This is a genomic window from Butyrivibrio sp. AE2032 (assembly GCF_000702965.1).
Genome location: NZ_JNLF01000003.1, coordinates 150,828 through 164,927, shown reverse-complemented (window position 1 = coordinate 164,927; position 14,100 = coordinate 150,828). Strand labels below are relative to the sequence as shown.

At 45.7% G+C, this 14,100-nt stretch carries 11 protein-coding genes; 10 read left to right on the top strand and 1 reads right to left on the bottom strand.

What is annotated here, in order from left to right:
• The first annotated feature begins 57 nt into the window (after positions 1 to 57).
• The 9 genes from carB (at position 58) to BO18_RS02480 (ending at position 11,978) form a co-directional block, all read left to right on the top strand.
• The gene (carB, locus tag BO18_RS02520; protein ID WP_034443332.1) at positions 58 to 3,309 is read left to right on the top strand and encodes a carbamoyl-phosphate synthase large subunit; all 3,252 of its coding nucleotides are present in this window, start codon (positions 58 to 60) and stop codon (positions 3,307 to 3,309) included.
• Between the two features lie 53 nt (positions 3,310 to 3,362).
• The gene (locus BO18_RS02515) at positions 3,363 to 3,812 is read left to right on the top strand and encodes a DUF948 domain-containing protein (protein WP_034443330.1); all 450 of its coding nucleotides are present in this window, start codon (positions 3,363 to 3,365) and stop codon (positions 3,810 to 3,812) included.
• A 14-nt stretch (positions 3,813 to 3,826) separates the two neighbouring features.
• Positions 3,827 to 4,141, top strand: a complete 315-nt coding sequence (locus BO18_RS02510; RefSeq protein WP_034443328.1) for a hypothetical protein — start codon at positions 3,827 to 3,829, stop codon at positions 4,139 to 4,141.
• 102 nt (positions 4,142 to 4,243) lie between these two features.
• Positions 4,244 to 5,254, top strand: a complete 1,011-nt coding sequence (locus BO18_RS02505) for a deoxyguanosinetriphosphate triphosphohydrolase (protein WP_034443326.1) — start codon at positions 4,244 to 4,246, stop codon at positions 5,252 to 5,254.
• 27 nt (positions 5,255 to 5,281) lie between these two features.
• Entirely contained in the window at positions 5,282 to 7,060 is a 1,779-nt protein-coding gene (dnaG, locus tag BO18_RS02500; protein ID WP_034443324.1) for a DNA primase, read from the top strand.
• Between the two features lie 459 nt (positions 7,061 to 7,519).
• Positions 7,520 to 8,677 (top strand): RNA polymerase sigma factor RpoD, encoded by a 1,158-nt coding sequence (rpoD, locus tag BO18_RS02495; protein WP_051688737.1) that lies wholly within the window; start codon positions 7,520 to 7,522, stop codon positions 8,675 to 8,677.
• A 1-nt stretch (position 8,678) separates the two neighbouring features.
• Positions 8,679 to 9,563 (top strand): class I SAM-dependent methyltransferase, encoded by an 885-nt coding sequence (locus BO18_RS32310; protein ID WP_051688453.1) that lies wholly within the window; start codon positions 8,679 to 8,681, stop codon positions 9,561 to 9,563.
• Between the two features lie 9 nt (positions 9,564 to 9,572).
• A complete protein-coding gene (locus BO18_RS02485) occupies positions 9,573 to 11,225 on the top strand; it encodes a nucleoside kinase (RefSeq protein ID WP_034443320.1) in 1,653 nt (550 codons plus the stop codon).
• 18 nt (positions 11,226 to 11,243) lie between these two features.
• Entirely contained in the window at positions 11,244 to 11,978 is a 735-nt protein-coding gene (locus tag BO18_RS02480) for a S1 family peptidase (protein ID WP_034443318.1), read from the top strand.
• Between the two features lie 76 nt (positions 11,979 to 12,054).
• On the opposite strand, the gene BO18_RS02475 is transcribed toward BO18_RS02480, so the two are convergent.
• The gene (locus BO18_RS02475) at positions 12,055 to 12,249 is read right to left on the bottom strand and encodes a hypothetical protein (RefSeq protein WP_034443316.1); all 195 of its coding nucleotides are present in this window, start codon (positions 12,247 to 12,249) and stop codon (positions 12,055 to 12,057) included.
• A 193-nt stretch (positions 12,250 to 12,442) separates the two neighbouring features.
• Here BO18_RS02475 and BO18_RS32305 point away from each other — a divergent pair, with 193 nt between their 5' ends.
• The gene (locus BO18_RS32305) at positions 12,443 to 14,053 is read left to right on the top strand and encodes a PP2C family protein-serine/threonine phosphatase (RefSeq protein ID WP_185752328.1); all 1,611 of its coding nucleotides are present in this window, start codon (positions 12,443 to 12,445) and stop codon (positions 14,051 to 14,053) included.
• Positions 14,054 to 14,100: the final 47 nt, after the last annotated feature.

Genomic DNA, 14,100 nt, shown 5'->3' with positions numbered 1-14,100 from the left:
TAATACAAAAATATAATGGATTAGATAGTGAAAAAAGAATCAGGAGTGGAGGAGTATATGGCACAGAGAACTGATATACACAAGGTACTGATAATCGGCTCGGGACCAATTGTCATCGGCCAGGCTTGTGAGTTTGACTACTCGGGGACGCAGGCTTGTAAAGCTCTAAGGAGTCTTGGCTATGAGATTGTTCTTGTTAACTCTAATCCGGCAACGATAATGACGGATCCGGAGATGGCGGACAAGACTTACATTGAGCCCCTTAATGTTGACCGTGTTGCAGCGGTTATTGAAAAAGAAAGACCAGATGCTCTTCTGCCAAATCTGGGCGGACAATCCGGTCTTAATCTGTGTTCTGAGCTGTATAAAGCTGGTATTCTCGATAAATACAATGTAAAAGTAATTGGTGTTCAGGTAGACGCTATTGAGCGTGGTGAGGACAGAACTGAGTTTAAGAACACCATGAATATGCTGGGAATTGGAATGGCACGTTCAAAGGCCTGCTACAGCGTAGAGGAAGCTCTTGCTGAGGCTGATGAGCTGGGATATCCGGTTGTTCTTCGTCCTGCTTACACCATGGGCGGAGCAGGTGGCGGACTTGTTTACAACAAGGAAGAGCTTCAGACAGTATGCTCCCGCGGACTTGCAGCTTCCATTATCCATCAGGTTCTTGTTGAGGAGTCGATCCTTGGCTGGGAAGAACTTGAGCTTGAGGTTGTCAGAGATAAAGACAACAACATGATCACTGTCTGCTTTATTGAAAACGTTGACCCTGTAGGTGTTCATACAGGTGATTCCTTCTGTACAGCTCCTATGCTGACAATTTCAGAGGACCTTCAGAAGGAACTCCAGAGACAGGCCTACAAGATCGTTGAACATATCGGCGTCATCGGCGGAACAAACGTACAGTTCGCCCATGACCCCAAGACCGGAAGAATCGTAGTAATTGAGATTAACCCAAGAACCTCCCGTTCTTCAGCCCTTGCAAGTAAGGCTACAGGCTTCCCTATTGCTCTTGTTTCCGCAAAGCTTGCAACAGGACTTACTCTTGCTGAGCTTCCGGATTCCAAGTTCGGAACTCTGGATAAGTACGTGCCAAACGGGGACTATGTGGTTGTTAAGTTCGCACGCTGGGCATTTGAAAAGTTCCGTGGTGTTGAGGATAAGCTTGGTACCCAGATGCGCGCTGTTGGCGAAGTTATGAGTATCGGAAAGAACTTCAAGGAGGCCTTCCAGAAGGCGATCAGATCCCTTGAGAAGGACAGATACGGCCTCGGTGCCATTGCCAAGTATGAGGAGATGCCTGTGGAGGAGCTTTTGCGCCGCCTCAAGGACGCATCTTCTGAGAGATACTTCCTTATGTATGAAGCCATGAAAAAAGGCGTTACTGTGGATGAACTCTTTGACATCACCAAGGTTAAGCACTATTTCCTTCAGGAGATAAAAGAGCTTGTGGATGAGGAAAAAGCTCTTTTGCAGGAATATAAGGGTAAGGTTCCTTCAAGGGATGCCCTTGTTAAGGCAAAAGAAGACGGCTTCTCAGACAAGTACCTCTCAAAGATACTTGGAGTTTCTGAGGATGATATCAGAAAGGGCCGTGAAGACGTTGGCCTTTTGGAGTGCTGGGACGGTGTTCATGTATATGGAACCGACGGAAGTGCTTATTACTACTCAACCTACCAGAAAGAGGAGAGCCTTGAGAATCCCATGAAGCTCTCTGAAACTGCAGAAAATAATAAGATCATGATCCTGGGCGGTGGTCCAAACAGGATCGGACAGGGTATCGAGTTCGACTATTGCTGTGTTCATGCAGCTATGGCCCTTAAGAAGCTGGGCTTTGAGACCATTATCGTCAACTGCAACCCTGAGACTGTTTCAACTGATTACGATACTTCAGATAAGCTCTACTTTGAGCCTCTTACCCTTGAGGATGTTCTCCAGATCTACAGAAAGGAGAAGCCTCTTGGCGTGATCGCACAGTTCGGAGGCCAGACTCCTCTTAACCTGGCTGCAAAGCTTAAGGAAGAGGGCGTTAACATCCTTGGTACTACACCTGAAGTTATCGACCTTGCAGAGGATAGAGACCAGTTCCGTCTCATGATGGAAAAGCTTGGTATCCCTATGGCAGAGTCAGGCATGGCTTCTGATGTCGAGGGGGCTAAGGCCATCGCGGCAAGAATCGGCTATCCTGTAATGGTTCGTCCATCCTTCGTCCTTGGTGGCCGTGGAATGGAGATCGTAAGGGATGAGGAGAGCATGGAAGGCTATATGAGAGCCGCAGTAGGCGTAACTCCCGACAGACCTATCCTTATAGACAGATTCCTTCACAATGCCATGGAGTGTGAGGCTGACGCCATCAGCGATGGAAAAGAGGCTTTCGTTCCTGCAGTTATGGAGCACATTGAGCTTGCGGGTATCCATTCAGGAGATTCAGCCTGCATCGTGCCTTCCAAGCACATTTCAGAAAAGCACCTTAAGACCATTGAGGAGTACACAAGAAAGATCGCTGTTGAGATGAACGTTGTGGGTCTTATGAACATGCAGTACGCCATCGAGGATGACACCGTTTATGTTCTTGAAGCTAATCCCAGAGCATCCCGTACAGTTCCGCTTGTATCAAAGGTTTGCGGAATCAAGATGGTTCCTGTAGCAACTGATATCATAACAAGCACTATCACCGGAAGGCCTTCACCGGTGCCTGAACTTATAGCAAATAAGAGGAAGGACGAGCCTCCATATTACGGAGTAAAAGAGGCAGTATTCCCATTCAATATGTTCCCGGAGGTTGATCCTGTTTTAGGACCTGAGATGCGCTCAACAGGTGAGGTTCTTGGACTTGCCAAGACTCCAGGCGAGGCATTCTTTAAGGCTTCGGAAGCTGCTAATTCAACACTTCCGTTAAAGGGAGCAGTTCTTATTTCTCTGAACACTGAGGATAAGCCGGAGGCTGCTGATATCGCAAGAAGCTTTGCAGATGACGGCTTTAAGATCTATGCAACAGGCAAGACCTTTGAGAACATTGTTGAAGCCGGTATAGATGCAGTAAGGATCATGAAGAACTACGAGGGCGGAAGACCAAACGTAGAGGATATTATCAAAAACGGCGAAGTCCAGCTTGTTATCAACACTCCTATCGGAAGAGGCTCTGAGCACGACGACGGATACCTTAGAAGGGCAGCTATCAAGGCTCGTATCCCATACATCACCACTGTTGCAGCAGCAAAGGCAGCAGCTGAGGGTATTCATCAAGTGAAGGAAAACGGCGCAGGAAACATCAACTCCCTTCAGGGTTACCACAGCCAGCTTTAAGAGGTGTATAGTATAATAAGTAGATATTTCTTTTTACAGGGGGTAAAAGAGCTATGAGTGACAATCAGCAGAATGTTGCTAGTGAGCAGCCAACAGTTACTGTTACAGCATCAGGTATGGATGGACAGCTTCTTGAGGAGATTAAGAAACTTTCCAAGAAACAGGTGAGATGGCAGAGGCTTTCTGCCCTTTGCATTCTGGGTGCTTTGGCGACTGTGGTGATAGTTCTTTTCATGGTGATTCCCAGAGTGCTTACTACTCTTGATCACATCAATCAGGTTGCCACCAAGATGGAAAGCTCCATTGAGGATATTGATGTGATGGTGGATGAGATGACTGATGCCAGCAAGAACCTGAATAAGCTGGTTGGAGAGAACTCCACGGCCCTGACAGATGCTATCGAGAAAATGGCCAATGTGGACTATGATGGCTTAAATCAGGCAATCCAGGATCTTCAGGATGCTATAGGCCCCATGGCAACATTCTTTAACAGATTTAAGTAATAGGAACATCGGTAATGGAAATAGAGAAGTCAACTTTTTTTAACCTTATGCATTACGAATATGGGGAGGCATACTTTGGAAGCCACAAGGGAATGCGCTTCAGACTTGCCAGAGACCCACTTGCTAATGTAAAATTCGTCCCTGTGGACCAGAGAGAGCCGGCAACTTTAATGGCTACCGTGTGGCCTGAGCCTTATTCCTACGGCGTTACGGACAAATCCCTTATGACCAGCGAGCATTTCGAGGTCAGCGAAGAGGGCTTTGAAGCAGCTGTAGCCTGGATAAATCAGCAATATCTGGATCGCATTGATGAATGGAATACGAAATAAAATATTTTTTGAAAAGAAAAAAGGATTTTTGAAGTCCCACGTCGAATAAAGTAGATGTGGGATTTTTTTTACCACAATTCTACTTAAGAAAGAAGAACAGCATTGATAATCCGCGAGAAAATTGAAGACAGAGAGGCTGAAATCTTAAGCAAGCATGCTACTCTCAGCATGAATTCCAAAGGACGTGAAAAAGAAGAAAAGCAGTGTGACATAAGGCCTTGTTTCCAGAGAGACCGTGACAGGATCCTTTATTCCAAGTCATTCAGGCGCCTTAAGGACAAGACCCAGGTATTCTTGTCGCCTGACGGTGATCACTACAGGACAAGGATGACCCACACTCTTGAGGTGTCTCAGAATGCCAGGACTATAGCTAAGGCCCTTATGCTTAATGAGGACCTGGCGGAAGCTATTGCACTTGGACATGATCTTGGACATACACCCTTTGGTCACGCCGGAGAGAGAGCTCTTAACGCTGTTTGTCCTGAGGGCTTCAGGCACAACGAGCAGAGCCTTCGCATAGTTGAAAAGCTTGAGAATGCAGGCAAGGGCCTTAACCTAACCTGGGAAGTCAGGGACGGTATCATAAATCACGAGATAGACTTAACTCCCGCAACTTTAGAGGGAAAGGTCGTAAGGCTTTCAGATAAGATCGCATATATGCATCACGATATGGACGATGCCATCAGAGGTGGGATAATCTCCGAGAAGGATGTTCCCGAGTCCCTGGCAAAGGTCATTGGACACACCAATGGCGAGTGGCTTGATACCTTCATCCACGACATTATCGCCACCAGCATGGGGCAGGATGACATTCGTATGTCCCAGGAGGTCTATGAGGCCTTCCATACATTGAGGAAGTTCATGTTTGAGCGTGTATATACCAATCCTGTGGCCAAGGGCCAGGAGGGAAAGGTGGAGGAGATGATCAAGATTCTCTACAGATACTATGTGGAGCATGTAGATCTTTTACCTGATTATCTAAAAGAGATAATGGACAGGGGAGAGTCCTCCAGAGAAAGAATCGTATGTGACTATGTCAGCTCCATGACTGACAGATACGCAGTAGCAATATTTGAAGAGGTCTATGTGCCACATTCCTGGGCTGTACTATAACTACTAATCATAAATGGGGAAAAGAAATTGCGATACTCAGATGACATTATCGAGGAAGTAAGATCGCGAAATGACATTGTGGATGTGATAGGTCAATATGTTCACCTTCAGAAAAAAGGCGCCAACTATATGGGCCTTTGCCCCTTCCACAATGAGAAGACAGGGTCCTTCAGCGTTTCCCAGTCCAAGCAGATATTTCACTGCTTTGGATGCGGCGAAGGCGGCAATGTGATCAGCTTCCTGATGAAATATGACAATCTAACATTTACAGAGGCGCTTAAGCAGCTGGCCGACAGGGCAGGAGTCAATCTTCCGCAGGAGGATGAGTCTCCGGAGGCCAAGGCAAGGAGAGATAAGAGACAGACTCTTTTCGATATCAATAAAGAAGCTGCCAAGTACTATTACTACAATCTCTGGTCCAAGACCGGGGAGAAGGGCCTTGAATACTACCGGAAGAGAGAGCTTACGGATGAGACCATGAAGAAGTTTGGGCTGGGATTTGCCAGCATGACCTCAGATGGCCTGGTGAAGCATCTTCGCAGCAAGGGCTACAAGGATGCCCAGATAATAGATGCAGGTCTTGCTTCATTTGATGAGAAGCGCGGAACCCATGATAAGTTCTGGAACAGGGTTATGTTTCCTTTGTTTGATGCAACGGGCAAGGTCATAGGCTTTGGCGGAAGAGTTATGGGAACCGGGGAGCCCAAGTATATCAACTCCCCTGAGACAGCCATATTTGAAAAGGGCAGGAATCTCTACGGACTTAATTTTGCCAAGAATTCCAAGGCGCCCTATTTTATAGCCTGCGAGGGTAATATCGACGTAATAGCCATGCATCAGGCGGGCTTTGATATGGCAGTTGCTTCCCTGGGAACAGCCTTTACCGTTAATCAGGCAATGGTCCTTAAGAGGTACAAGGATACCGTGATCCTGTCCTACGACAGTGACGGCGCGGGAACCAAGGCAGCCATAAGGGCAATAGGGATACTTAAGGAAGCCGGCCTGAAGGGAAAGGTTTTGGACCTCAGACCCCACAAGGACCCGGACGAGTTCATTAAGAACGAGGGAAAAGAGGCTTTCGAGGAACGGGTAAGAAATGCCGAGAACACCTTCTTCTTTGAAGTAAGGGTGATGGAATCCAGGTATGATATGTCGGATCCCGTGTCCAAGACAGAATTCCAGAGAGAACTTGCAGGAAAGCTTTGTGAGTTCGAGGAAGCTTTAGAGAGAGAAAACTACATTGAGGCTGTAGCAGCCAGATTTAATATACCACTTGATGATCTAAGGAAGCTCGTAACAGCTACAGCAGCCAGGGGATTGCCCCAAAAAGCTCTTGAAAGACCTAAATCAGGGATACAGCAAAAGAAGACCCCCGAGGAAGGCTCAAGGAAGAATCAGAGGCTGCTTTTGACATGGCTGACAGATGAGCCACAGATCTTTTCCAGGGTTACAAGGTGGGTGGAACCGGAAGATTTTGCAGACGACCTATACAGGACCGTGGCAAAAGAGCTGTTTGCAGGAATGGAGAGCGGTAGCTTTTCACCGGCAGCGGTTCTGGATGGCTTTTCCGACCCGGAGGAACATCGGCAGGTGGCTGAGATGTTCAATACTAACCTGGTGGAGATCGATACTCCCGAACAGAGGCGCAAGGCCTTTCATGATATTATCGTGGCTGTCAAGCAATCAGGCTACGACAGACGTAAGAAGGAGCTTAAGCTCGATGACCCTGAATATCTTTCAAAGACTATTCAGTGGAAGAAGGATCTGGAGAAAATGGCCCACGCCAATATATCTCCTGATGACTGATCATTAACTAAAACACTACCAAATACTTATAGAAAAGGAAAAACTAAAATGGCAACTAAGAAGGAAACAGTAAAAGAGACAGAGAAGAAGACCAAGGCAGCTGCAGCAAAGAAGGAAGCACCTGCCAAGAAGGAAACTGCTAAGAAAGAAACAGCCAAGAAGGAGGCAGCAGCCAAGAAAGAGGCAGCTCCTAAGAAGGAAGCAGCCAAGAAAGAGGCAGCTCCTAAGAAGGAAGCAGCTAAGAAAGAGGCGGCTCCAAAGAAGGAGGCAGCAGCCAAGAAGGAGGCAGCTCCTAAGAAGGAGACAACAAAGAAAGAGGCAGCTCCTAAGGAAGCAGCTGAGAAGGCACCTAAGAAGGGCTCCAAGAAGGCAGCAGCTGAGACTGAAAGCAAGGCGCCTGTAAATGAGGGCGAACTTGATGAGGCTACAAAAGAGCTCTTTGCCCAGAAGGTAAAAGAAATCCTTGCCCTTGCCAAGAAGAAGAAAAATGTCCTTGAGTATGCCGAGATCAGTGATTTCTTTGCAGAACTGGGACTTAATGAGGAACAGATGGACAACGTTCTTGAGGTACTTGAGAACTCAGGAATTGATGTCCTTAGAGTTTCAGATACAGATGATGATGTTATTCCTGATGATGACGATATGGTCCTCACTGACGAGGATGAGGTTGATATGGAGAATATTGACCTGTCAGTTCCTGATGGAATCAGCATCGAAGACCCTGTAAGAATGTACCTTAAGGAAATCGGTAAGGTGCCCCTTCTTACAGCTGATCAGGAGATTGAGCTTGCCAAGCAGATGGAGGCTGGCCTTGAGGCAGAAAAGACTCTTGCCGAGGATACAAAGCTTTCAGAGGCTAAGAAAAAAGAGCTCAACCAGATCATCTACGAGGGAAATGAGGCTAAGAAGCGCCTTGCAGAGGCAAACCTTCGTCTCGTTGTAAGTATTGCCAAGAGATATGTTGGAAGAGGAATGCTGTTCCTTGACCTTATCCAGGAGGGTAACCTTGGTCTTATCAAGGCTGTTGAGAAGTTTGATTTCCGTAAGGGATTTAAGTTCTCTACTTATGCAACATGGTGGATCAGACAGGCTATTACAAGAGCTATTGCTGATCAGGCAAGAACTATCCGTATTCCTGTTCACATGGTTGAGACTATCAACAAGCTCATCCGTGTAAGCCGTCAGCTTCTTCAGGAGCTTGGAAGAGAGCCACTTCCTGAGGAGGTTGCAAAAGAGATGAACCTTCCTGTAGAGCGTGTTCGTGAGATTCTTAAGATCTCCCAGGAGCCTGTATCCTTAGAGACACCTATCGGTGAAGAGGAAGACAGCCATCTTGGTGATTTCATTCAGGACGATAACGTTCCTGTACCTGCTGATGCAGCAGCTTTCACACTCCTTAAGGAACAGCTGGTTGAGGTTCTTGATACTCTTACAGAGCGTGAGCAGAAGGTACTTCGTCTTCGTTTCGGTCTTGATGATGGAAGAGCACGTACTCTTGAGGAAGTAGGAAAAGAGTTTAACGTAACCCGTGAGCGTATCCGTCAGATTGAGGCTAAGGCACTGAGAAAGCTTCGTCATCCTAGCCGTAGCCGTAAGCTCAAGGATTACCTTGATTGATATGGGTAAGACACAGGAAGAATTGCAGGGTAAGGCTTCGGATGCACCTGTTGCTGTAAGGATGTCTGAAAGACTTGTGACAGATGCAGAAATGCTGGGAGGTATGAGCTTCGAGGTGGCTAGCACCTCAGGCACGGCCTGTGTTGGGACTTTGGATAAGTTCAGGTGCGTTGCTGATGTGGGCTGTGACCATGGATATGTGTCCATTTATCTGGTTCAGCGTGGTATTGCGGAATCTGCAATTGCCATGGATGTCCGGAAAGGACCACTGTCCATGGCAGAGAGCAACATTGCAGAGTTCGGCCTTCAGGGAAAAGCACAGGTGAGACTCTCAGACGGACTATCAGAGCTTAACGAGGGGGAAGCAGATGCCCTTGTTATCGCCGGAATGGGCGGAAAGCTCATGATAAGTATCCTGGAGAAAAAGGATTTAAGGGCCCTTGGAATCAGAGTTGCGGTTCTTCAGCCTCAGTCAGATATACCGGAGTTCAGGCAGTACCTTCGTGATAAAGACTATGTAATCCTGGACGAGCGCATTGTGTACGAAGATGGGAAGTATTATTTCCCCATGCGGGTGCAGATTGCAGGACCTGAGACAGGGGATGAGCAGGCGGCAGTGGCTGTCCCGGCCAGTGGCCTGGAGATGGTTCGACAGCTCTTTTCACAGGTGGATGACGAGTCGATTCTGAGAATATGCAACCGATACGGGGAACATAATATTCTGAGAAAGGATCCGCTCTTAAAGGATTTCCAGGCTCATGGAAAAGAAGTGGCCCAATCTATCTTGAAGAGCCTTGATGAGGATATTCACGTAGAGAGAATTTCTGCCATCAGGCAGGAAATTAGTGATATCGATATGGTTTTAGCATTATACAAACAACAGTGAGGACAGAATATGCCAGTTGTTACTATCAATGGAACCAGTAAGGAATATGAAAAGGGTACTTCCTTCGAGGTTATTGCTAAGGAGTACCAGAATCAGTATAGTTCAAGGATAGCTGCCGTTATTTATAATGGCAAGATCAGGGAGCTTATGAAGTCTGTGAAGAAGGATGGAGAGTTGTCCTTTGTAACCTACGCAGACAATATTGGTCACAAGACCATGAGAAGGACTGCCATCATGATCCTTATCAAGGCTATTCATGATGTGGTGGGACCTGAGGCTATGTCCAGGACTAAGGTGGAGTTTGCTATTGGAAATGGTATTTACTGCACCATTAGAGAGACTTCCGTGACCAAGGATATGGTCAGAAAGGTGGCGGACAGATTTACTGAGATCGTGGTAGAGGGTATTCCGATTACCAAGAAGGTTTATCCTTTGGACGAAGCCATTGAGATCTTTAAGACGCAGGGTATGCTTGATAAGGTTTCACTTCTCCGCTACAGAAGAAGTTCTGAGATCAATATCTATAAGATGGACGATATTTACGACTATTATTATGGATATATGCTGCCTAATACTTCATATATTGAGAAGGCTCAGATCGAGAAATACCATGACGGTATCCTCATCACACTGCCAACAAGGGCTAATCCAGGAAGACTTATAGTTTCTGAGCCAAGAGAGAAGCTCTATAAGACCATGATGCAAGCCAGTGACTGGGGAAGCATGATGGGAATTGAAAACGTGGGCGATCTTAACAATATAACCTGCCAGGGCAGAATGAACGAGATGATCCTTGTTCAGGAAGCTCTTCAGGAGAGTAGGATCGCTGACATAGCAAGAAAGATATTTAAGAGGGTGGAAGTTAAGTTTGTAATGATAGCTGGCCCCAGCTCTTCAGGAAAGACCAGTTTTGCCAACAGGCTTTCAATCCAGTTACGTTCCTATGGACTTACTCCTCACCCCATAAGTTTGGACAACTACTTCGTAAACAGAGTAGATACTCCTCTTAATGAGGATGGCAGCTACAACTTTGAGTGCCTTGAGGCTATTGATGTTGAGCGGTTTAACAGCGATATGAAACGTCTCCTTAATGGTGAGAGAGTTGAGATGCCGGAGTTTAACTTTATTACTGGTAAGCGCGAGATGAACGGGGATTTCCTGCAGCTTGGCAAGAACGATGTCCTTGTAATTGAGGGAATCCACGGACTTAACGAGAAGATGAGTTATGCTCTTCCTGCAGAGTCCAAGTTCAAGATTTACATTAGTGCCCTTACAACTCTTAACATTGATAACCACAACAGAATTGCTACAACTGACGGCCGTCTTCTTCGTAGGATCGTCAGAGATGCCAGAACCCGTGGTGCTTCTGCCAAGAAAACCATCAGTATGTGGTCATCAGTAAGAGCCGGCGAAGAAGCTAACATCTTCCCATTCCAGGAAGGGGCAGATGAGATGTTCAATTCAGCTCAGATCTATGAGCTTGCGGTAATAAAGCCCTTTGCTGAGCCACTTCTTTTCTCCATCAATAAGGATGAACCGGAGTATTACGAGGCTAAGCGCCTCTTGAAATTCCTGGATTATTTTGTTACCGTAGACAGCTCCATGCTCCCACGCAATTCCATTTGCAGAGAATTCATCGGCGGAAGCTGCTTCAAGGTATAAAAACGAGCGTTATTTTTTATGGTGCAGGGAAGGAATTTAAAGAATTTCATTATTATAGCCCTTTTTATCTTTTTGGCGATCGGGGCAGTCCTGGGAATTGACAGGAAAAACAAGCTATCTGATGAAACGCCCGTAACAGAGCCTGTGATAAAGGCTTCAAATGTGGCCGTTGACTGTGGCGATCTGTCCGGATGCGGGAATATTATTAAGAAAAGTAACAAGGCTCTGATAATAGTTACTGCAGGGCATATATTAGATGGCAGTACTGATTCAGCTGCGCCCGACCTACGAGTTACCTTCTATGACGGGGCTAAGGCCAAAGCTAAGGTCTTAAAGGAATCCAAGGAGCTTGATGTGGCTCTTTTAGAAGTCAGGACACGAGACCTTCCCGGTAAAGGAAAGGGCTATCCAGCAGCTTTGGGCGAAAATTCTGCCAATGGAAATGGCTCTGGGGGCGTAGGATCTGAAATGGCTATGGGCCCGAATGTGCAGCTCGTTCCTGATATGAATATCTTCCTTCGAAATGCTCTTGAGGACCAGGTTTATGCAGGAGTGGTGGAACTTCCTTCAGTTTACTCAGAGGATTTTGGAAGGGAGATGATAGTGTGCTACTGCAGCGTCGATCCCGGGATGTCCGGAACAGGCCTTTTTGACGAGGCTGGGAATTACCTTGGGATGCTTTTAGGAACTACAGACGAAGGCGAAGCTGTGTGTCTTGAAAGCGGCATTATAGAAGGCTTCCTGGCGGATTGATCACGTATGGTTCAGTGGGAAACTGGGTTAAAAATGTTTATAAGAATTCCTTTGTTATTACACAGGCTCAGATTCCTCAGTTTCTTAGACCATTAATTTTGTGATTAACAACAGATGAGCCATTTGAATTTGAGCCATTTCCGCCTGATTTATCTTTTATATTGCTATTGCCGCCGTCTTCATTTTTCACTGTTTGGGGAGGCTCTGTGCCGCCGCTAACCTTTGAAAGCGCTATATCATCAAGAACCTTCTTATCTTCATTTTTAAGCATTTGAAAACCTCCTTACGTATGTTCATACACATTTTTCTGTTATAATTATATACGATTTAAAAAATAATATGGCAGATTGAAATAGTTAAAAGAATCTAAAAAGGATTATTTCACATTGATGAAAGAGGACAGAAAAAGAAAAAAATCTCTAAAAAGTGAAGCTTTAGTCGCTATTTTTCTATGTATGTTCTTTATGCTCATAGTTACTCTTATTATGAGTTTCCGTTTTTATGTCTATTCCAATATAAGGAATTATAAAGCTGATCTTACAGCACTTGCTGATTTTACCTTTGCCCAGATGGACCAGGAGTACCTTGAGAAAGTTTTTGCCGCTACAAAGGACCTCTACAACAACATGCCAGAGGAAATAAAGAGAGATCCATTCTCGGATGAGTTCAGGAAATACAGCTTCCCCCTTTTGGATGACAAATATTATGAAGCCAGAGAGCTTTTGATAAAGTGCAGGGAAACTACGAATATCTCCAATATTTACCTGGGATTCTATGATGAGGAGAATTCAAGGCTTGTTCTTGTTCTTGATGGTGATATTGATGAGTATTTTTATATCCCCGGTCAGTATATAGAGGATCATGGCGCTAATCTTGAGAGCTGGGATAAGATAGTGCAGATCATGGAATCAAACTGGTATATGTCCCTGGCTTATTCCTCTATGCTGGGATTTACAGCCACGGATTATCACCCGGTTTATGACAAAACAGGCACTCTAATGGGAGTATTGGCCATTGATACCAGTGTTCAGAAATTCTATGACGAGATAATTATGTTTAATGCCATTTTCCTGCCGGCACTTTTGCTAACCTTTATTTTGATTGCACTGATCATTTCCCGCATAATTGAAAAGCACGTAATAAAACCGGTCAAAGGTCTTGCAAGTGCAGCCCAGTCCTATACAGCAAGAGATAAGGTCAATGAATCCGAGGAAACAGGCTATTTTGAAAAAGTAGAAATGAAGTTTGCCAATGAACTTGCAGATCTACGGGATACAATGGCTTACATGGAGCATGATATTGCAAGATCCATGAGGGAGATACGTCGTGTCAGTGCGGAAAAAGAGCGTATGACTGCGGAGCTTGATATTGCTTCGGAAATCCAGCAATCAGCTCTTTCTGCGGACTTCCCTGAGAGTGACAGATTCGACCTTTATGCATCCATGCATCCTGCAAAGCTCATAGGCGGTGACTTCTACGACTTCTTCATGATCGATGATGACCATCTGGCCCTTGTTATTGCTGATGTGTCCGGTAAAGGTGTGCCGGCAGCTCTTTTCATGATGAAGGGAAAAGAGATAATAAAACAGCGTTCAATGTCGGGAGGAACCCCTTCACAGATTCTGGAGTATACCAATAACCAGCTGGTAATAGATAATGAAAAAGCCATGTTCATCACTATCTGGCTTGGAATTCTGGAGATAAGTTCAGGCATTATCACTGCCTCCAGTGCCGGCCATGAGTACCCTTTCATATCTGACAGCGAAGGCAATTATACGAAGCTTGAGGATCCACATGGAGTTATGTGCGGAGCTATGGAGGATATGCAGTATGAGGACTATACCATAACTGTCCCCAAGGGCGGTGGAATCTTCGTCTACACAGACGGAATTGCTGAGGCCCAGAATAGTTCTGAAGAGTTCTTTGGACTTGAGAGGATTGAAAAGAGCCTTAACAGCCATAAAGGTGTTTCGGCAAAAGAACTTGCGGAACTTGTGAAAAAAGATGTGGATGATTTTGTGGCTGAAGCAGAGCAGTTTGACGATATTACAATGCTTTGTCTGCAGATGAAATAGGTAAAACTGATAACTATATTCTGAAATTTTGTGCCGGGTCCCAAATC

Excerpts from the sequence above, each read along its gene's own strand:
- BO18_RS02510 (WP_034443328.1), top strand. The coding sequence starts at position 3,827 with ATGGAAATAGAGAAGTCAACTTTTTTTAACCTTATGCATTACGAATAT.
- BO18_RS02485 (WP_034443320.1), top strand. The coding sequence starts at position 9,573 with ATGCCAGTTGTTACTATCAATGGAACCAGTAAGGAATATGAAAAGGGT.
- BO18_RS02480 (WP_034443318.1), top strand. The coding sequence starts at position 11,244 with ATGGTGCAGGGAAGGAATTTAAAGAATTTCATTATTATAGCCCTTTTT.
- carB (WP_034443332.1), top strand. The coding sequence starts at position 58 with ATGGCACAGAGAACTGATATACACAAGGTACTGATAATCGGCTCGGGA.
- BO18_RS32310 (WP_051688453.1), top strand. The coding sequence starts at position 8,679 with ATGGGTAAGACACAGGAAGAATTGCAGGGTAAGGCTTCGGATGCACCT.
- BO18_RS02475 (WP_034443316.1), bottom strand. The coding sequence starts at position 12,249 with ATGCTTAAAAATGAAGATAAGAAGGTTCTTGATGATATAGCGCTTTCA.
- BO18_RS32305 (WP_185752328.1), top strand. The coding sequence starts at position 12,443 with ATGCTCATAGTTACTCTTATTATGAGTTTCCGTTTTTATGTCTATTCC.
- BO18_RS02515 (WP_034443330.1), top strand. The coding sequence starts at position 3,363 with ATGAGTGACAATCAGCAGAATGTTGCTAGTGAGCAGCCAACAGTTACT.